This window comes from Rhodococcus sp. IEGM 1318, assembly GCF_033142465.1.
In the GTDB taxonomy this organism is placed as follows: domain Bacteria; phylum Actinomycetota; class Actinomycetes; order Mycobacteriales; family Mycobacteriaceae; genus Rhodococcus_F; species Rhodococcus_F qingshengii_B.
Genome location: NZ_JAWLSC010000001.1, coordinates 662,555 through 681,863, shown reverse-complemented (window position 1 = coordinate 681,863; position 19,309 = coordinate 662,555). Strand labels below are relative to the sequence as shown.

21 protein-coding genes and 1 pseudogene are annotated in these 19,309 nt (G+C 61.3%); 13 read left to right on the top strand and 9 right to left on the bottom strand.

Annotated features, from left to right (window positions below):
* Positions 1 to 111 precede the first annotated feature (111 nt).
* From R4P65_RS03175 to R4P65_RS03140, 8 genes and pseudogenes are all read right to left on the bottom strand, one after another.
* Complete coding sequence (locus R4P65_RS03175; RefSeq protein ID WP_317825408.1) at positions 112 to 459, bottom strand: HNH endonuclease signature motif containing protein; 348 nt, start codon at positions 457 to 459, stop codon at positions 112 to 114.
* Between the two features lie 257 nt (positions 460 to 716).
* Complete coding sequence (locus tag R4P65_RS03170; RefSeq protein WP_317825407.1) at positions 717 to 1,007, bottom strand: hypothetical protein; 291 nt, start codon at positions 1,005 to 1,007, stop codon at positions 717 to 719.
* A 73-nt stretch (positions 1,008 to 1,080) separates the two neighbouring features.
* Positions 1,081 to 1,323, bottom strand: a complete 243-nt coding sequence (locus R4P65_RS03165) for a hypothetical protein (protein WP_317825406.1) — start codon at positions 1,321 to 1,323, stop codon at positions 1,081 to 1,083.
* 798 nt (positions 1,324 to 2,121) lie between these two features.
* Complete coding sequence (locus R4P65_RS03160) at positions 2,122 to 2,472, bottom strand: hypothetical protein (RefSeq protein ID WP_317825405.1); 351 nt, start codon at positions 2,470 to 2,472, stop codon at positions 2,122 to 2,124.
* On the bottom strand, positions 2,469 to 3,203 hold the full coding sequence (locus R4P65_RS03155; RefSeq protein WP_317825404.1) for a hypothetical protein: 735 nt from the start codon (positions 3,201 to 3,203) through the stop codon (positions 2,469 to 2,471). Before R4P65_RS03155 ends, R4P65_RS03160 begins: the two co-directional genes overlap by 4 nt.
* Before the next feature lie 11 nt (positions 3,204 to 3,214).
* The gene (locus R4P65_RS03150; RefSeq protein WP_317825403.1) at positions 3,215 to 3,403 is read right to left on the bottom strand and encodes a helix-turn-helix domain-containing protein; all 189 of its coding nucleotides are present in this window, start codon (positions 3,401 to 3,403) and stop codon (positions 3,215 to 3,217) included.
* A gap of 325 nt (positions 3,404 to 3,728) precedes the next feature.
* Positions 3,729 to 4,328: pseudogene (locus R4P65_RS03145) on the bottom strand (DUF222 domain-containing protein); the annotation flags it as partial.
* A gap of 61 nt (positions 4,329 to 4,389) precedes the next feature.
* Positions 4,390 to 6,087 carry an MFS transporter gene (locus R4P65_RS03140; RefSeq protein WP_317825402.1) on the bottom strand — a complete coding sequence of 566 codons (1,698 nt, stop codon included), beginning with the start codon at positions 6,085 to 6,087 and terminating at the stop codon, positions 4,390 to 4,392.
* Between the two features lie 149 nt (positions 6,088 to 6,236).
* Between R4P65_RS03140 and R4P65_RS03135 the strand changes: the two genes are divergently transcribed.
* From R4P65_RS03135 to R4P65_RS03095, 9 genes are all read left to right on the top strand, one after another.
* Positions 6,237 to 7,730, top strand: coding sequence for a condensation domain-containing protein (locus R4P65_RS03135; RefSeq protein WP_317825401.1), 1,494 nt, complete (start codon positions 6,237 to 6,239; stop codon positions 7,728 to 7,730).
* A complete protein-coding gene (locus tag R4P65_RS03130) occupies positions 7,730 to 9,193 on the top strand; it encodes a condensation domain-containing protein (protein ID WP_317825400.1) in 1,464 nt (487 codons plus the stop codon). Before R4P65_RS03135 ends, R4P65_RS03130 begins: the two co-directional genes overlap by 1 nt.
* A 117-nt stretch (positions 9,194 to 9,310) precedes the next feature.
* On the top strand, positions 9,311 to 10,216 hold the full coding sequence (locus R4P65_RS03125) for a sulfurtransferase (RefSeq protein WP_317825399.1): 906 nt from the start codon (positions 9,311 to 9,313) through the stop codon (positions 10,214 to 10,216).
* Positions 10,213 to 10,629, top strand: coding sequence for a SufE family protein (locus R4P65_RS03120; RefSeq protein WP_317825398.1), 417 nt, complete (start codon positions 10,213 to 10,215; stop codon positions 10,627 to 10,629). Before R4P65_RS03125 ends, R4P65_RS03120 begins: the two co-directional genes overlap by 4 nt.
* A gap of 4 nt (positions 10,630 to 10,633) precedes the next feature.
* Positions 10,634 to 12,034, top strand: coding sequence for a condensation domain-containing protein (locus R4P65_RS03115; RefSeq protein WP_317825397.1), 1,401 nt, complete (start codon positions 10,634 to 10,636; stop codon positions 12,032 to 12,034).
* 138 nt (positions 12,035 to 12,172) lie between these two features.
* On the top strand, positions 12,173 to 13,969 hold the full coding sequence (locus tag R4P65_RS03110; protein WP_317825396.1) for an acetyl/propionyl/methylcrotonyl-CoA carboxylase subunit alpha: 1,797 nt from the start codon (positions 12,173 to 12,175) through the stop codon (positions 13,967 to 13,969).
* 76 nt (positions 13,970 to 14,045) lie between these two features.
* Positions 14,046 to 14,471 (top strand): DUF1707 domain-containing protein, encoded by a 426-nt coding sequence (locus R4P65_RS03105; protein ID WP_230812502.1) that lies wholly within the window; start codon positions 14,046 to 14,048, stop codon positions 14,469 to 14,471.
* Positions 14,471 to 14,821, top strand: coding sequence for a hypothetical protein (locus R4P65_RS03100; protein ID WP_317825395.1), 351 nt, complete (start codon positions 14,471 to 14,473; stop codon positions 14,819 to 14,821). Before R4P65_RS03105 ends, R4P65_RS03100 begins: the two co-directional genes overlap by 1 nt.
* Positions 14,818 to 15,180, top strand: coding sequence for a VanZ family protein (locus R4P65_RS03095; RefSeq protein ID WP_317825394.1), 363 nt, complete (start codon positions 14,818 to 14,820; stop codon positions 15,178 to 15,180). The genes R4P65_RS03100 and R4P65_RS03095 overlap by 4 nt, the downstream gene beginning before the upstream one ends.
* Here the strand turns inward: R4P65_RS03095 and R4P65_RS03090 are convergent, their stop codons facing one another.
* Complete coding sequence (locus R4P65_RS03090; RefSeq protein ID WP_230812498.1) at positions 15,181 to 15,981, bottom strand: tyrosine-protein phosphatase; 801 nt, start codon at positions 15,979 to 15,981, stop codon at positions 15,181 to 15,183.
* 130 nt (positions 15,982 to 16,111) lie between these two features.
* Between R4P65_RS03090 and uraD the strand changes: the two genes are divergently transcribed.
* The 4 genes from uraD to R4P65_RS03070 all read left to right on the top strand — a co-directional run bounded on the left by uraD (position 16,112) and on the right by R4P65_RS03070 (position 19,305).
* The gene (uraD, locus tag R4P65_RS03085; protein ID WP_317825393.1) at positions 16,112 to 16,630 is read left to right on the top strand and encodes a 2-oxo-4-hydroxy-4-carboxy-5-ureidoimidazoline decarboxylase; all 519 of its coding nucleotides are present in this window, start codon (positions 16,112 to 16,114) and stop codon (positions 16,628 to 16,630) included.
* A complete protein-coding gene (uraH, locus tag R4P65_RS03080) occupies positions 16,627 to 16,956 on the top strand; it encodes a hydroxyisourate hydrolase (RefSeq protein WP_317825392.1) in 330 nt (109 codons plus the stop codon). The genes uraD and uraH overlap by 4 nt, the downstream gene beginning before the upstream one ends.
* Before the next feature lie 64 nt (positions 16,957 to 17,020).
* A complete protein-coding gene (gene pucL, locus R4P65_RS03075) occupies positions 17,021 to 17,938 on the top strand; it encodes a factor-independent urate hydroxylase (RefSeq protein WP_230813208.1) in 918 nt (305 codons plus the stop codon).
* 53 nt (positions 17,939 to 17,991) lie between these two features.
* The gene (locus tag R4P65_RS03070; protein WP_317825547.1) at positions 17,992 to 19,305 is read left to right on the top strand and encodes an 8-oxoguanine deaminase; all 1,314 of its coding nucleotides are present in this window, start codon (positions 17,992 to 17,994) and stop codon (positions 19,303 to 19,305) included.
* Positions 19,306 to 19,309 lie beyond the last annotated feature (4 nt).

Genomic DNA, 19,309 nt, shown 5'->3' with positions numbered 1-19,309 from the left:
GAAAAATGGACACCGGGCGCGGGGGCAGCCGAAGGCCCTCACCTAAAAAACTCGGGGTGAGGGTCATGTGTGTGATTAGTGATCTCTAACAATTTCTTTCAATGTTTTGATTCACCAATTACGAGAAGGTTCTGATACATGATGATCAGTAGGTGTGTGGGTAGCACCCCCCTGTGCTCTCTTCTTTTTTTGTTGAAGAAACCATTGAGAGAGAGGCATGTTGCCACGTGCACTGTTGCACCGTGAGTGAGCAGGTCGACCGTTCTCTATGCTGTTCTCTCCACCGTGTGAACGAGGAATGAGATGGTCTACGGTCGTGGCACCTGGTAGCCCACAGAGGTGGCAGGTGGTGCCGTACTCGCTTAGCACGCGGTCCCTGTATTTTCTTGCTGCCCTGCCTGAAAACGAATGCTGGCTCACAGCCCTACCCTTTCGAAGTAGATGGCCATAGACGCACATGAAGGGCACTTGGCCCACGACAAAGCCCCCGTATCGGAATCAATATCCAGTACGAGGGCTTCATCTGTTGTGCCGCATTCATCGCAGCCGGTGATCATGTTTCCTTGACTTCGTAGTGCTTCTCCACGAACACCATGCATCTGCCGCAGCAGCACCCACGAATATCCCCAGAAGGCCAGAGATCGAGTACAAGGTCAGCACCAGTATCGCCGCAAACATCACACCTCATCAGACGCTCGTTTTTCTCGTCGTTGAAGTTATCTGCATTGGTATTCATGGTTGCCGCCGTCGTACGCCAGTGTCTGCTCTACGGGCACCAGCTTGAAATGTGCGACATCCTGAGGCGTAGGAATGCCGAGGATGTTGTGCTGGAAACCTTTGGTCAACTTGGCGTCGAGTTCGTTCAATTCCTCTTCGCTGTAGTGCTTTCGGTAGCACTTGAAGCAGTAGGTCTCGTGATGCTTTGTTGCCATCAGCTTGTAGCCGTTGATCTTCGGGATCTTCGTGCCGCAGTCGTTGCAGAGCGTCTTGCCGTTGTTGGTTCTCATTCCGATTCGCCTTTTTCGTCTTCAGTGATCAGTGGCTGTTCTTCGTCCGGGATGCCGCCCTCGGTGAGTGTGCTCATCGGAACAACCTCGTCAGGTTCGTGGGTGCCGTGAAAGTGACTCGTAGACGGTACTTTTGGGCCACAGGGTCGGTGTCGTGGCTGGAGGCGGTGAGTTCTGCCTTGCGGTCGGCCCAGATGACATCGGAGGGCTTGACGGAAGGTTCCTGGACCAATCGCCGCTCGATATGGGTATTGGCTACCAGGATGACGAGAATTGCCGGGAGAATGGCACACAAGGCCATAGAGAGTGAGAGCATGACGAAACCCCTTCGAAAATGCTGGGTTGGAATGAAGAAACCCCCGACCGGCGTCCCCGGCTATGACTGCAGGGAGGTGATCGGGGGTTGAGAGTGTGCGCTGATTGGATTCAACGATTGCGCTGGCGCTAGCTTATCACTAATGCGGTGACAGTGTTTCTGCGACGGCTTTAGCCTAACACGAATCGTGTGACAGTGTTTTCGCGACGGCTTGAGCTTAACACCATTCATTGGACACTGTTTGTGCGACGGCTTGAGCCTAACATCAGACCGGCATCAGTGCGTTTACCAGAACCGGTAACCGGGGCCTTGAATCATTACCCACAGGATTCGGATACCGGGCAGTCCGATGATTAGTGCCGTGGTGATCGTGTCCGGCGTACTCATGACCGAGTCCCGTGAAGATCTATTCCGAAGCCGAGGTTCACTAGCGCCTGATGAACTTGCGGCCAGTAACTAGCCGACACGGTCCATTCCCGAAGAACCGGATTCCAGCGACGACAACTGAACGGGACGAGCTTGACGGCTTTGATTGCCGCCCGTGACGGAGATCGGAAAGTCGCATTACCGGTGTCGGTGTCGAGTTTGATCGAGATAACCATTGCGGTGCCTTTCTTGGTGCCGCGAAGCGGCATGCTTTTGGGTGAGGCGAAGCCGAACTGCCCTTTCCTGTGGAAACCCAATGGGATCTCTATGCCCCTCAGATCGACGCTGCGGCCTTGGATTGCCTAAGGGGTAGGCGGGTTAGGGTATTGGGGTGAAAGTGGCTCAGCGTTGGCCACAGGGATGGCAGCGGTGTCAGTCGGCGTAGGTAGCGGGGTCCGTCATCGTTGCGTACAAGGCGAGCGCATCGGTCTTAGCCTTCTGGATTATTTTCAGGGACTCCTCGATATCCGCGTTGTCGACGTTGATGTACACAACAGATCCGTGACCGCCACTGCCGTCAATAGCGCCTTCGTTTTCGCCCGGTTGGCCACTGATGTCGTATCTGATCTTCCGGTAACCGAGATTTTGGACTGACTCAAGTGCGGTTTGTCCCATCAGGTTGGATTCCTTGGCCCATCGCCTGGAGTTGTCGAACGCCTTCGGCTCGCTGCTGATTGCGATGTCCGTAGTGCCGTCGCCGCAGTCTTCGTGAGTGATCTTCATTTCGATGCCTCGTCTTCGTTCAGTTCAGCTTGGATTTCGTACCGGGTGAGTGCGTCCTGCTCGTCTGGGGTCAGCTGCTCACCGCGACGTTCTTTGTCTGCCAGCGCGGCCATCTCTGCCACAGGGAGGGCACTGGGGTTGCTTGTGTTCGGCGTAGCGCCCGGAGCCCCAGCGGAGGGCGGCGAAGCCGGATGTTTGTAACTCACTTCGCTTCTCACTCCACTCTCGCTTCGCTTCGTTTCGTGTCGCTTCGTATCGAAGGGACGAGTACTAGGCGTCGTACTAGGCGTCGTACTAGGCGTCACGTGACGCGTCACACCGCGAAGGGACCAGCACCGTTCAGGGTCGCATTTGCTATGGTCACCGGCCATATGGCGTCTATTTCGCTCAGTCCTGATCGCTGCATTCTCTGCACGTTTTTGCACCTCTTCTGCCGACAATTGATCGTCCAGGAAGTCGACAATCTGCCATCGTTTTGTCAGCGTTCTGTCAGACGTTTGTGCATCGTTCTGTACGACTTCTGACCACAGTTCTGCATCAACGAACGCCTGAGCGATGACAGCCGGTCGGCTTGCGTCCGTGAACAATCGAAGATCTCGGTACTGAATCAGGCCATCGGTGCCGTACTCGTTGGCGTAGGCAAGGGCCTCGAAGTACATGAGTCGCTGCGCCCGTGTGAGCTTGGTAAGACGGGGATCGCGGATCATCTTCAGGTCGAACCGGGACCACATTCTCTTCTGACTCATGACTTCACCTGTGTGGGGACGAGAAGGGCTTCAATCTCTGCGAGGTCGACCCGAAGGACACGCTCGGAGATCCGGTAGCCGGTCAGCTTGCCGCTCTGGACCCACCGACCGATAGTGATGGGATGCACGGTCAGCATCTTGGCCGCTTCGGCAGCACTGATGAGTTTGGTTGGTGTAGTTGACATCTCGACATTCCTATTCCACAGGTGTGTTCACTGTGGACGGCTCCGAAGCAGTGGCCCCCAAGCTCCGACCAGTTCGCGATGTCCCTATATGCCCATGAGGCTCAAGTGGATTACGTTTCCCGACCATTACTCGCTTGGGTGAGCTGATCGGCTACATCATTAGCATAACTAACATTCTCAGCACTGCCAAGTAGACCCGAAGCGTGGTTGAGGTTCAGGGCATCTATGCTGCTCAGCGAACCGGGCGACTCAAGATGTCTTCCAAGTGGAAAACGTCGCCCGTGTTATCCATGTGGATAACGTGACCCGTCTAACGAATCTTGACCCCGGTGAGGGCGTCGAAATCTCCGCGGACCACCACCCGACCGTTCAAGGTCGATGCGATGCGGAGCTCGTTGCGATCGGTGTCTTCGGCGGGCGGAATCTCATCGGATTCGAACAACCGCTCCAACGTCGCGATCACATGCCGCACCTTCGTTGTCGTCGCCTCCACACCCGACGCAGCCGCCAACAACAAATCGATGCACTTCGGTAATGCCTCCTCAGGCATCCCCTTCGGTGGTGATTCACAGAACGCCACGATCAACACGGCATGATCGAACGAGCAATCCCCACAATCAAATCTCGCTGCCACTGCCGGAAACGGCCGCAACGCCGCACCGAGGGCGGCGATCTTCTTCCCGTCTCGAACCTGCAGCATCGTGTTCGCCGCCAACCACGAACCGACACCGCGACTGGCAATCACCTGATCATCGGGACGCATCGACAGTTCGTCCACCACTGCCACCCGCACGGCTTCCAGGCGCAGAATCTCCGCACTCGCCTCGACAGCAGCAGCCCGCAACTCCGCAGCAGACAACCGCCACAGACGTCCACGCAACCCCACCGCAGAACCAGACACCACGTCCGACAACAAGACACTCATTGAATCCCCCGATCCCCACCCCCAACAATACTCGAACATGCGTTCGAGTCAAGGGTAACTCTCAGACAGGCGAATTGACCCGAGGCAGGGCAGTCGACGCCAACCCGATGCCGAGCGCAATTGCTGCGATGATCGCGAGTACACGGCGCTGAGCTTCGAGAAATGCTTCGCCGGCAGCGGCCCGAGTGGATGTGTACGCGGCATCAACTGCCACCTGAACGGATTGACCCCCGGCACCAGCGGAGCCGTCGCGGCGACATTGCGGCGCCACCTCCATCGGCGTTCCCGATGCCAATTGACTTGTCGCACAATCGACAAATGCCTTTTCTGCGATGTCGACGAGGCCAGGGCCTACGCCGGCCGCTTCGAGGTGCGCAACGTATTCAGGCCGCTCCCCCTGCACCGCTTGCGGCGCCTGCCCTGCCACGAGCGAGAAGAACACCACGCCGATCAATGCCAGTCCGATGGAGCTACCGACTTGCTGAACGGTCGGGAGAAGCCCGGACACCGAACCTGCGTGTGCGGGCTCGACCGTCGCGAGGATGGCGGTTTGCAGAGGTGCCACGAACAGTCCTAACCCAGCGCCTCCGAGAAGCAGTGGCCCGGCGAGCGCCAGCCAGCGTGGATCAGTTCCCTCGCGTTCGAGGATGACGGACAACGCGATCAACGAGCCGGCAAAAACTACCATTCCCAGAATCAGGACACGGTTTCCGAGCATCCGGTACACCGCCGATGAGAGTACCGCCGCCACACCCATCCCGACGGCCCACGGCAGCGTCATCACGCCCGCTCTCAGCGCGGAGAATCCGAATCCGAACTGAAGCGTGAGGCTGATGGTGAAGATCAGCGAAGTCAAGGTCCCGAAGAACACGAACGCAAGAATCGCACCGATGGCAAAGGCTCGGTCGCGGAAAAGCTCGAGACGAAGGACGGGATCGCCGCCTCGTTTCCCCAGACGCGATTCGTAGAGCACAAAAGCCAATCCCACCGGCACAGACATCGCGAGCATCACCACCAGCCCCGCAGGCCATCCACGCGCCCTCCCCTCGGCCAGGGGAAGGATCAGCAGGAACAGCGCCAGCGACGACAGCGCAGCACCGATCAGGTCGAGTGAGCGCACATGCTCCGCGCGAGCATCGACGAGATGGAAGAACCCGAGAATCAAGGCCGCGATACCGATGGGGACGTTGACAAAAAAGATCAGGCGCCAGCCCCAGTCGAACAGATTCCATTCGATCAGCAGCCCGCCGACCAGGGGTCCACTCACCGTTGCCAGCCCTATCGTCGCGCCGTAGATCCCGAACACCCGCGGATGCCTGGCCTTCGGGAACAGACCCGAGATGATGGCAAATGTCTGCGCGGACATCGCACCCGCCGCCAGCCCTTGCAGGCCGCGGAAGACGATCAACATCGTCGCACTCTGAGCGAGCCCGCACAGCAACGAGGCAGCGACGAATACGGACAGGGCGGTCAGAAATACAACTCTGCGACCGAACAGGTCCCCCAGCCGGGCCGCGGTGATCAAGGAACACGCGAAGGCCAGGATGTACACGCTGACCATGAGCAACTGCGCCGATACGCCGGCTTGAAGATCCACGGCGATGCTCGGAAGCGCAACATTGACGATGGTTGCGTCGAGCAACTGCATGAACGCGGCCGCCAGACTCGTGGCCAAACCGAGCCAGGGCGTCAGAGAAGTGGATCGCCGTCCGCCCTTTTGGTCGGCGCCGACAGCGTCACCTATAGGGTCCGGAAGCACCGAATGATCCTAATCGACACGAACCTTCTAGAACCTGTTCTTGTTTAGATTGTAGTATTTCGGACAATTCAGTCCCGCAGATGGGATAGTTCGTCGTCTGCCCATTTTCAGAGCAGGCTTCTCGACGACACACGCAGGAGTTCTACTCGATGGATCTGAACTTGATCACCCATTGGCACCCGCTTCCTGGACGGGTAATCGAATGGGGCGTCACGCATGCTTCCGCTCAGCGAGCCGCCGAAGCCGAGATCGACCGAGAACTACCCCCGACCACGATGCAGGATCGCCACCTGCGACGCGCCCGCGTCACCGCAGAGAAGGGTGATCCTCAGTCTCCGTGGATCGGTATCGCCTTCGATTTCGCCGGAACCCTCGACCGCGACGCCATGACGCGAGCCCTGCAGCGCTTCGTCCGACGCCACGACACACTGCACAGCTGGTTCTCCTTCGACGAGGCCACCACCGACGCAGCGGACACCTCGTTCGAGGTCCGTCGACACGTCGTGCCGGTGGAGAGCATCGAACTCGAGTACCGCATCGGCGACGACGTCTCCGAATCCGAGGCGATCCGCGCGCTCGTCGCCACCAAGTTCGCCACGGAAACCAGCGCGCTGCAGTGGCCGGCATTCGTTTTCGGCGCCGTCGAGCACGATCACACCGACCCGGAAGCCAAGCCGAGTTTCACCTTGTTTCACGCCGTCGACCATGCCCATTCGGACATGAACTCGATGGTCCTGATGTACGCAGAATTGCGTCAGCTGTACGCAGCGGAAACGACCGGGTCACAGCCCGAGCTAGGCCCCGCGGGAAGTTACGCACAGTTCGGTCGTGTCGAGCGCGCGCGAACAACCGAACTGACGATGCAGTCACCCGCAGTGCATCAGTGGCTCGGCTACCTCATGCGCAGCGGCGGCTCGTTCCCCGGATTTCCCCTCCCGCTCGGCGCCGACGACGCCCCCAAACCGGCCATCGGTTCACGCTTCGACTTGGCCGACGACACCGAGTGCGAAAAATTCGGTGCGATCTGTAAAGCCAACGGCGCCAACTTCATCGGTGGGATCTTTGCCGCCCTCGCGATCGCGGAATTCGAACTGGCCGGGCGCGACAAGTACATCGCTCTCTCGCCGGTCAGCACGCGAACCGAGGCCGACTCGTTTGCGCAGGGCTGGTACATCAATCTGATCCCCGTCGGCATCGACGTCGACGACAAGCGACGTTTCACCGAGTTGGCGAAAGTCGGGCAGCAGGGTTACCACGACGGCAAGGCACTGCTCGATGTCTCTGTGCAGCAAGTCATCGACCTGGTTCTGTCGAGCTTGGCCGACTCGGATTCCGCTCCCGGCGGACTCTCGAAGACGCTCACCCCGCCGCCGATCGTGTCGTACATCGACGGTCGACGCATGCCGGATCCATACAGTTACGTCGAGACGAAGGCAACGGGAATCGTCGGCGGCAAAGAGACTCAGATCGCGTCGATGTGGATCAACCGGATGCACACCGGTACGTGGATCGCCGTGTCACACCCTGACACCCCCATTGCCCACGAGTCGGCCACCCGCTTCGCCGAGCACGTCTCCAACATCATCAAAACTGTTGCAGCTCAGGGCGATTACTCGTTCTCGGCACCAGAGGGAGTGTCCTGATGCATGTCACCTCGATCGATCGATACGGACTCGATCCCGGAATCGTCACCGAATGGTCGCTCCAACCCGCTGACGGCGCCGTCACGGAGTCGGAAGTACCACCGTCGTACAACCAGCATTTTCATCTCGAGACTGCGCGGACACACGGCATGGGCCGGAGTGTGTGGATGGCAGCCGCATTCGACCTTCCCGGCGAACTTGATCGGCCGGCACTCGATCTCGCGCTGCGCCTGTTCATCAGTCGCCATGACACGCTGCACACAGGATTCGAGGTGGGCGAGTTCACCACCACCCGAATGGGACTCGACCCTGACGGCACACACATCGAGATTTCCGATCCTCTGAAATTCGATTCCACCGAAGACCTCCGAGCGCACCTCAAGAAGCGATTCACGACGGTGTGCGATCCACTGACCTTCCCTGCCTACACGTTTGCCACGGTCGAACGCGAAGAGCACTACACGGTTCTGAGCGCCTTCGATCACACACTCGTCGACGGCTACTCGTTGGTCATCGCTCTCGGGGAACTGCGACAGATCTACGAGGGACTGATCGCCCTCCCCGAACTCGACGACCACGAGGCCGTCGACGCAGTGATGAGCCGACTGGGTGACCCGGGAAGTTTCGTGCGGTACTGCGAACTGGAAGCCGACGCTCTACTTCCCGTCGATAACGACCCTCGAATCCGGGAGTGGGCCAGGTTCTACGAGATCTGCGGTGGTACATCGCCGAGTTTCCCCTTGGATCTCGGCGTCGAGGGCGGAAAGCCCGCGCCGCAGGGCGCCGATGTGCGCGTGCTACTCGACGAGGAGCTGACGGCGACGTTCGACGAGATCTGCCTTTCCGCCGGTGGTAGCGTGTTCACCGGAATCCTCACTGCGATGGGCCTTTCCGTTCACTCTTACACCGGACAGTCGACGCTTCCCCTGCAATTCCCACTGCACATCCGCAAAGATCCGCGGTGGGCCGACGCAATCGGTTGGCTCACCACAAGTGCGCCGATCACGGTGCAGATCACTCCCGATGCGGATTTCGGCGCCTCCCTTGCACATACGCACGCGTCGTTCCGAGTTGCGTTGACGCTCGAGGGTGTCACCATGGCTCAGGTTCGAGATGCTTTGGGCGACAAGATTCGACGCACGCGCACAGACGTCTTCATGGTGTCGTACATCGATTACCGCAAACTGCCCGGCACCGACGATCACGATCTCCTCAACGCTCATCACATCAGCAACGTGACGGTCGCCGACGATGCCCAGTTCTGGATTTCGCGAACGAACCGTGGTCTCTCGCTGCGGTCGCGCTTCCCGGACACCGAGACGGCAAACGAAACCATGGTGAATTTCCTCACCGAACTCGACCGGATTCTGAGAGAGGTCTGCACCCGGGGTGTAACCCCGATCGGAAGTGTCACCGAACAATTGAGAGATTCGAGCGTCGGAGCAGGAACACCGAGAATTTAGTACGGCAACGGGTACGAGCAGGCAGAACCTGCTTCCGGGCGTCTCACCTTGCGCACAGCGCATAGAATCGATCAAGTCCGTGTTCGAACCGAACGATTCGCCTTCAGGAGTACGCCCGTGCCCGTTGCCCCCGATCCCTCAACCGCGTTTGCCGAGTTCGCGCATCCCGACCGGTTGGTCTCGACGGAATGGCTCTCGGCGAATCTCGGTACGCCGGGCCTCAAGGTCGTCGAATCCGATGAAGACGTGTTGTTGTACGACGTCGGCCACATTCCCGGAGCAGTGAAGATCGACTGGCATCTCGACCTCAACGATCCGGTCACCCGCGACTACATCGACGGCGCGAAGTTCGCAGAGTTGATGAACCGCAAGGGCATCAGCCGCGACGACACCGTGGTCATCTACGGCGACAAGAGCAACTGGTGGGCCGCCTACGCACTGTGGGTCTTCACACTGTTCGGCCACGAGGACGTCCGTCTTCTCGACGGTGGCCGCGACGCATGGATCGCCGAGAACCGCGACACCGCTTTCGACGTTCCCGACATCACGTCAACCGATTACCCGGTCGTCGAGCGCAACGACGCTCCCATCCGCGCATTCAAGGACGACGTTCTCGCGCACTTGGGCGACGGACCGCTCATCGACGTTCGATCTCCGCAGGAGTACACCGGCGAGCGAACCCACATGCCCGACTACCCCGAAGAGGGCGCGTTGCGCGGTGGACACATTCCCAGCGCTGTCAGCATCCCGTGGGCGAAGGCAGCGGCACCGGACAGCCGCTTCCGCACCCGCACCGAACTCGGCGAGATCTACGGCGCTCTGTCGGCCGAGGACAGCATCGTCGCGTACTGCCGCATCGGTGAGCGTTCCAGCCACACCTGGTTCGTGTTGACCCATCTTCTCGGCTACCCGAACGTTCGTAACTACGACGGTTCCTGGACCGAGTGGGGTAATGCAGTGCGCGTCCCGATCGTCCAGGGCGAAGAGCCCGGCGCAGTTCCTTCCTCCGTATCGGCGTCATGAGCACTCTTCCTTCGGCTCTGGCCGAGATCGTCGACGACTTCGCAGCCGTCGGCGCCTCGGACAAGCTCACCCTTCTTCTCGAGTTCAGCCGAGAGCTACCGCAGTTGCCGGCGGAGCTCGAGCAGAGCGCGATGGAGCCGGTCCCCGAATGTCAGTCGCCGCTGTTCCTCTCGGTCGACGATTCGGATCGCGACAACGTCCGTCTGTACTTCAGCGCGCCCCCCGAGGCTCCCACGACGCGTGGTTTCGCATCGATCCTCGCGCAGGGGCTCGACGGTCACAGCGCCGACGAGATCCTCGGTGTACCCGACGACTTCTATTCGGCGCTCGGTCTCGCAGAAGCTGTGAGCCCGCTCCGTCTGCGCGGAATGTCGGCCATGCTCGCGCGCATCAAGCGGCACTTGCGGGGCTGAAAACATGGAGTTCACCGAACTGGCCGACTATGCGATTCCGGCCGGCGCACTCGTCGAATGGTTGCCGTGCGCAACCGGGCCCTGGGTTCCGGATCCGCGGCCCGTCTCCTACATTCACGAGGCACATCTCAGCCGTTCCGCTGCAGGCGCAGGCGACAAGTCTTGGCTGGGAACAGCTTTCGAGATTTCCGGTCCACTCGACGTCGATGCGTTCCGAGTCGCTCTCGGCCGGTGGATCGATCGCCACGAAGTTCTGCGCTCGCATACCGTCCTCGAGCCGTCGAGCGGCGAGATCACCCGGCACACCGTCCCGATCGGCGGGATCGACATCGGCGTCGTCAGCCACGGCTACGACGCGTCCAGCCAGGACAACTTCGATCACCTTCACCGCTTGTTCGACGATTACGCGTCCCCGCACAGTTGGCCGTCGTATGTCTTCGCGACGTTGACGCCACGCGGTGGCGACGGTCCGTTCACCGTGTTCTTCGCGGCGGATCACTCGATCATCGACGGTTTCTCGATCGTCCTGGTCGCCCACGAGATCGGTGCGCTGTACCGCGAGGCCTCGACCGGTAGTGCTGCAAATCTGTTTCCGGTGGGCAGTTACGTCGATTTCGGTGCCGTCGAGCGCGAGCAGATGGCCGACATGGAAGCCGAGAAGGCTGCGGTCGAGATCTGGCGTAGGGCTCTCGACACGGACGGATTACCCCAGTTCCCGCTACCGATCGGTGAACGTGGACCCGATTCTCAGAACGGCCTGTCGACCTGGCTGCTCGACGCCGACCAGTCAAAGGCCTTCAGTTCGACGTGCGCAGCCGCCGGTGTCGGGTATTTCGCCGGACTTCTCGGTGGTCTTGCCGCCGTGGGTCGTGAAGTCGCGGCGGCCGATCGATTCGAGGTCGTGACGCCGGTCCACACCCGCAGCGCTCAGGAGTGGGCGGGGGCGCTCGGTTGGTTCGTCGGACTGTGCCCGGTCGAGTTCGTGGTCGGATCGGACTGTTCGTTCGGCGACCTCGCGAAGCGCGCCGCCGACTCGATCGCTTCGGTCAAGCCTGCCGCCGCTGTCCCGTTCGATCGGATCGGCGAGCACCTCGGAACGCCCATCCGACCGCGATTCGTGGTGTCCTACATGGACGTTCGCTTTGTACCCGAGGCCGCACAGTGGCCCGAATGGAACGCTAGAGCACTCCGAAGCAAGGCATACACGCACGACGTCTACATCTGGATCAACCGCACACCCCAGGGCCTCAACCTCGCAGTCAGGTACCCAGGCAACGAGACGGCGAATGCCGCGGTCCACGCCTACGTGGCCGCACTGCGCCGGATCGTCGAAGAAATCGTCACCGAACCGGACACCGGCACCTCCGACAGCTACTCATCGGTAGTTTTCGAAACCGTTTCCTAAGCCGGAGTGGGCTTTAGCGATCCGGTTACAACCAGCGCCGAAGCGATGCATACACTCCGAAGTGATGCCAATCCCCCGATGGTGAAATCCCAGAGGAATACACCGCGGAGACAGACTATGCGAACCACAGGAGGCTCAGTGCCCAGTCATGCCAGCGCGCACATTACGAAGGTGCTTGTCGCGAACCGCGGTGAAATCGCGGTACGGGTCATCCGGGCGGCCAAGGATGCCGGCTACGGCAGCGTTGCCGTCTACGCCGAGCCCGATGCAGAAGCGCAGTTCGTGAAGCTCGCAGACGAGGCATTCGCCCTCGGTGGACAGACGTCCGCCGAGTCCTACCTCGTGTTCGACAAGATCCTCGACGCAGCCAAGAAATCCGGCGCCGACGCCATCCACCCCGGCTACGGTTTCCTCTCCGAGAACGCCGACTTCGCCCAGGCGGTCATCGACGCGAACCTGATCTGGATCGGTCCCTCGCCGCAGTCCATCCGCGACCTCGGCGACAAGGTCACCGCTCGCCACATCGCGGAGCGTGCGAAGGCACCGATGGCGGCCGGCACCAAGGATCCCGTCAAGGGCGCCGACGAGGTCGTGGCATTCGCCAAGGAATACGGCGTACCGGTTGCGATCAAGGCTGCCTTCGGCGGCGGTGGACGCGGCATGAAGGTCGCGCAGACCATCGAGGAAATCCCCGAGCTGTTCGAGTCGGCAACCCGTGAGGCCATCGCAGCCTTCGGTCGCGGCGAGTGCTTCGTCGAGCAGTACCTCGACAAGGCCCGCCACGTCGAGGCTCAGGTCATCGCCGACCAGCACGGCAACGTCGTCGTCGCCGGTACCCGCGACTGCTCGCTGCAGCGTCGCTTCCAGAAGCTCGTCGAAGAGGCTCCGGCCCCCTTCCTGACGGACGACCAGCGTGCACGCATCCACGCGTCCGCGAAGGCCATCTGCAAGGAAGCCGGCTACTACGGCGCCGGAACGGTCGAGTACCTGGTTCAGGGCGACACCATTTCCTTCCTCGAGGTCAACACCCGCCTGCAGGTCGAGCACCCCGTGACGGAAGAGACCGCGGGCATCGACCTCGTGCGTCAGCAGTTCCTCATCGCCAACGGCGAAGAACTCTCCATCAAGGAAGATCCCACCCCGCGTGGACACTCCTTCGAGTTCCGCATCAACGGTGAAGACGCCGGTCGCGGCTTCATGCCTGCCCCCGGTCCGGTCTCCGTCTACCACGAGCCCACAGGCCCCGGCGTTCGCGTCGATTCCGGTGTCGTCGCCGGCGACGTCATCGGTGGACAGTTCGACTCCATGCTCGCCAAGCTCATCGTCACCGGAGCGACCCGCGAAGAAGCCCTCCAGCGGGCATCGCGCGCCCTGGCCGAGTTCGAGATCGACGGCCTCGCGACCGTCCTCCCGTTCCACCGCCACATCGTCGAGAACCCGGCATTCGTCGGTGACGGCGAGAAGTTCGACATCTACACCAAGTGGATCGAAACCGACTGGGAAAACACCATCGAGCCGTACGCCGGTTCCGGTGCCCCGGCCGACGACGAGGACGAGGCTCTGCCGCGTCAGAACGTCGTCGTCGAGGTCGGTGGACGTCGCGTCGAGGTCTCCCTCCCGGGCCAGTTCTCGCTCGGCAACGGCGGCGGCGCTGCCTCCGGTGCGATCCGCAAGAAGCCGAAGGCGCGCAAGCGCGGCGGCGCCGGCGGAGGTGCAGCATCGGGTGACGCTGTCACCGCTCCGATGCAGGGCACCGTCGTCAAGGTCGCAGTGACCGAAGGCCAGGAAGTTGCCGAAGGCGATCTGATCGCGGTTCTCGAAGCCATGAAGATGGAAAACCCCGTCAACGCGCACAAGGCCGGTGTCGTCACCGGACTGTCCGTCGAGCCGGGTGCAGCAATCACGCAGGGAACGGTTCTCGCAGAACTGAAGTAGGGCCTCCGGCCCCGTGCGCCTTTCCGGTAGTCCCCACTACCGGAAAGGCGCACAGTCGTTTGAGTAGGCTGTAACGATGGCTGACGTCCCCGACATTCGCATCGGCACTGCAGAACGCGAGCAGGCACTTGATCTCCTGAGCGAGCACTTCGCTGCAGGGCGCCTCACCGTCACGGAATTCGACGAGAGAAGCGGAATCGTCAGTGCCGCAACAACTCGCAGTGAACTCGTTCCGGTGTTCGCCGATCTACCGGGCAACTATCAAGCTCCAGGCACCGCTCCCCTGTCGATGGTGACGCCTCCCGACGCACCGGCGGAGCGAGGGTTCAACCCCGACTGGTCCGGACGGATCATGGCCGTCATCCCGATTCTCGCGGTGATCCTGTTCTTCGTCACCGGTACCTGGTTGTGGTTCCTCGCCATTCCCCTTGCCGGTGCGCTGCTGTTCGGCACCGACAGGGAACGCAAAGCCAAGCGCCGCCGCGAGCGGGACTCCGACTGATGGAGCCGATCGAGATCAACGCAGGTGGCTGGTATCTGCGGGCATTGCGCGCAGACGAGCGTGTGGACGACCGCCCAGCGCTTGCCGACGGCGGTATCACCGACCCCGAGTACGTGAGTCAGCGGAGCGTTCAGTGGAATGAAAACAGCGTCTACTCCTGGGCCGTGTGCCAACCCAACACCGGTGAGCTTCTCGCCGAGGTCGTTCTGACGCCTCTCGACTCCACCGCTCTGCTCACCAGCTGGGCCCGCGACGGGCACACCGAGGCACTCTCGACAGCTGCCGAGGCTGTCACGAGGTTCGCAGAGGGTGCACTCGGACTCGTTGTCGTCGAGGGGCAGACGAATTGAAGAACAACCGATACTGGCCGCTGGCGATAGCCGTGGTCATTGCCCTGATCATGTTGTTCTCTCCGGGCTCCACCGTGCCGTCGAGCCCGGAGAACACCGACAAGATCACCCACACGTTGATGTTCGTGGTGTTGGCGATCACCTCGCTGCACGCCCGGATCCCGGCGTGGCTCACGGCGGTGTGGCTGGTGATCTTTGCCGCGATATCCGAGGTTCTTCAAGCAGCGCTGCCCATTTCGCGTTCGGGTTCGATATGGGACGGCACCGCCGACCTGCTCGGCATTGCCATCGGGATCGGTATCGTCAGCCTCGTGATGCGGCGTCGAACGGCCCGCGACGACGAGCCGAGCAGGTCCTGATCAGCTGAGCAGGTTGCTCCGCAATTGGTCCTGGGTCGACGCGTCGATCTTCAGGCCGTCAGCGAAGTACGCCTCGATCGATCCGTGGACCTGCTCGAGCTCTGCCATCGACGCCTCCAGGTACTCGCGCCTGACACCGAGGACACCTTCGAGCAGAGTCGGGTCGATACCCTTCGCCTCGAATCGTTCGAGGAGTGGCGCGAACATCGGCAACAGAATCTTGTTGGTTTCGAGGTAGTCCGCGAAGACCGCGTCCTCGGAGGCACCCAGGAACAGCAGTAACGCGGCCGCTGCCCAACCCGTGCGATCCTTGCCCGTGGTGCAGTGAACGAGAGCCGGCGAGCTGGACGGCTGCGCCAAGTCGACGAATAGTTGCCGGTACGACGCGACCGCACTCGGCAAGGTCACGAAATCGCGGTAGCTTCCCTGGAAGTATTCGAGTGCCTGGCCGCTGCCCAACGCTTCGGCAGCGAATGCCGGGTCGGCGATCATCTGCTGCATCTGAGCTGGAATGGCGCGATACTGCTTGTCAGCCAATACGTCCAGGCCGAGTTCCCGGATACCTTCCGGCGTCAGGTCCGGCGCCGTCTCACGTTCGGATTCGGTGCGCAGATCGTAGATCGTGACGATTCCCAGATCGGCGAGTGTCTGTGCTCCCTCCGCACTGAGCGATGCCAGGTCCGTGGAACGAAACACGCTCCTGGTGCGGACGGTGCCACCGAAGCTCGATTCGGGGCCACCGATGTCTCGGAGGTTCGCCAGGGACGGTACGACGGAAGACAGCTTCGGAGTGTCGGTCATACCTGAGAATGTATCGGTCGCCAAGAAAGTGTGATCCGGAAAGGGCGGCCGGAGAAACAAGATCGAGACACATCATCTCCCGTAATTGCTGCGCTACAGATCCGTAACATGCTCAAGTAATCCTGTGGACATGCCTACAACGAATTCCAGTGGTCTCGGAGCCTTCGACGCGCTCGTTGACCGCCAGGCAGTCGCAGCCCTGCTCGAGTGTTGCCATTCCGCGATGTGGGCAGAGCAAATCGCCGGGTCGCGCCCCTTTGCCGATCTGAAGGCTCTGTTCGACACGGCAGATGCGGTGCTGGCCAAGCTTCCCGAATCCGAGATCGACGACGCACTGTCCGGCCACCCGCGAATCGGCGAGCGAACCGAGAGCGCGTCCTCGATCCGGGAGCAGTCGGGCGTTTCGTCCGCGACAGAAGATGTACTCGCGGAACTTCGGCAGAAGAACGCCGAGTACGAGGACAAATTCGGCCATGTTTACCTGGTCTGCGCGTCGGGGAAATCTGGAACGGAGCTCCTCGACATCCTTCGAGGTCGTCTCCGAAACGACCCGGCGACCGAGCGTTCCGTGCTTCGAACCGAATTGGCCGCCATCAATCGGATCAGACTTGCCCGTCTGATCGATTCACTCGCCGGAGGCGCAGCATGAGCAAGTCCCTGAGCACGCACGTTCTCGACGCGACGACGGGCAATCCCGCGGCGGGGATTCGCGTCGAACTTCGCGATCGAGACGGCGCCACGATCACCACTGCCGAGACCGATTCCGACGGCCGTATCCCCGAACTTGCTCCGGGCGGCCTGACCGCCGGCCACTACACCCTGACTTTCGACACCGGAACGTATTTCGAGACCAACGGAGAAGAGAACTTCTACCCGGAAGTGACAGTGACCTTCCGGGTGGACGACACGGCACGGGGCTATCACGTCCCATTGTTGCTGTCGCCCTTTGCTTATTCCACCTATCGCGGGAGCTGAACACGTGACTACCGAAAACATCACAACCGGCAACATCACGACCGGCAATACAAGCGCCGAACGGTTGAGCGGATCGATCGAACTCTCGGGTCACCAGTACGGCAAAGCGGAAAATCGGGTAGTCCGAATCTATCGAGACACCCCCCGTCACGAGATTCACGACATCAACGTCTCCACCTGCCTGCGTGGAGATTTTGCCGACGCGTACCTCACCGGTGATCAGTCGAAGGTTCTGCCGACCGACACGCAGAAGCAAACGGCCTATTCCTATGCCAAGGAAAAGGGTCTGATCTCGATCGAGACGTACGGACTCGAACTCGCCCGCCATTTCGTCGACGACATCGAACCGGTCAGTGGCGCGCGGATCGAGATCGAGGAATACGCCTGGGAGCGTGCGGTTGTCGACGGCAGCGAGCACGACTACACCTGGATTCGGAAGGGGCAGGAAGTTCGAACGGCGTCGATCACCATCTCCGATACGGGGACAGCCGATGCCGGGACGTGGGTGATCGGCGGCTTGAAGGACCTGGTGATCCTCAAATCGACCGGTAGTGAGTTCTCGGGTTTCCTCGAAGATCCGTACACGATTCTGGAGCCGACCGACGACCGCGTCATGGCGACGACGTTGGTCGCCCAGTGGCGATTCGTCACCACCGACGTCGACTGGGAATCGGTCTACGCGGGCATCAAGGCACAGATCGTCAAGCAGTTCGCACAGGTACATTCACTTGCCCTGCAGCAGACGCTCTTCCACATCGGCAAGGCAATCCTCGAGGAATTCCCGATCATCGCGGAAGTTCGACTGTCCGCCCCCAACAAGCATCATTTCGAATATGCACTCGGCCGCTTCGGAGTGGAGAACGACAACGAGGTGTTCCACGCCGCCGATCGTCCGTACGGCCTTATCCAAGCGGCGGTCAGTCGATCCGACGCACCAGACGCGGGACCCTCGTGGACCACCTATGCCGGCTGGTTGTCGTGACCGAATCAGCTCTCGGGACAACACTTGTCGTGGCGGGCGCCCATGTCGTCACGATGGACGGCAACCGCTCCGAGCACTCCGACGGCTACGTCGTGATCTCGGGCAACAAGATCGTCGACGTGGGGGCCGGAAAGGCGCCCGTGCACCCGAGTGCGCAAGTGATCGACGGCAACGGTTGCCTGATCACACCCGGTCTGGTCAACACTCATCATCATCTCTACCAATGGATCACCCGTGGCCTGGCAGCAGACTCGACACTCTTCGAGTGGCTGACCACGCTGTACCCCGTCTGGGCGGGTATCGACGCCGACGCCGTCCACGTGGCGGCCACCGGCGGCCTCACTTGGTTGGCAAAAACCGGATGTACGACCACCACCGACCACCACTACGTCGTTCCCCGCGACGCCGGCGACGTTTTCGAAGCCGAGATCACCGCCGCTGCGCAGGTCGGCCTTCGATTCCACCCGTGTCGTGGGTCGATGGATCTCGGCCAGAGTTCCGGCGGCCTGCCACCGGATCACGTCGTGGAAGAACTCGATGACATCCTGACCGGCACGCAGTCGGTGATCGACCGTTGGCACGACCCGAATCCCGGTTCGATGCTGCAGATCGCGGTAGCCCCCTGCTCACCCTTCTCGGTGACGGAGTCATTGCTCCGAGAGTCCGCGACGCTGGCCCGCGAAAACGGCGTGCGTATGCATACGCATCTGGCCGAGACCCTCGACGAGGAGAGCTTCTGCCGAGAGCATTTCGGTTGCACGCCGGTCGAATACATGGAACGCGTCGGCTGGGTGGGCCCGGACGTCTGGTACGCCCACGCAGTCCATCTCGACGATGCCGGTATCGAGACGATGGCGCGAACCGGAACTGCCGCGGCGCACTGCCCGACCTCCAATGCGCGCCTGGGAGCCGGTATCGCTCGTGCCGCCGATCTGGTCAACGGCGGGGTCACCGTGGGCCTCGGTGTGGACGGCGCGGCGAGCAACGAAGCATGCAGCCTGATCGAGGAGTCTCGTCATGCGCTTCTGTTTGCTCGGGCCAAGGGCGGACCGCAGACGATGACGGTGCGAAAAGCCTTGGAATTGGGAACGATCGGCGGCGCACGAGTTCTGGGCCGCGACAGCGAGATCGGATCGATCGAGGTCGGAAAACTTGCCGACCTGGCGGTGTGGAAACTCGACACCATCGCGCATGCCGGCATCACCGATCCGGTGGCAGCGCTCGTGCTCGGCTCGACTCCCCCGCTGAAGTTACTGCTTGTCAACGGGCGAATCGTAGTTGCCGACGGACGAGTCACCACCGTCGACGAGGACGTCGTGGCCTCGGATGTCGCACGCGCACAGCGCGACCTACGCGGAAAGGCTTGAGGTC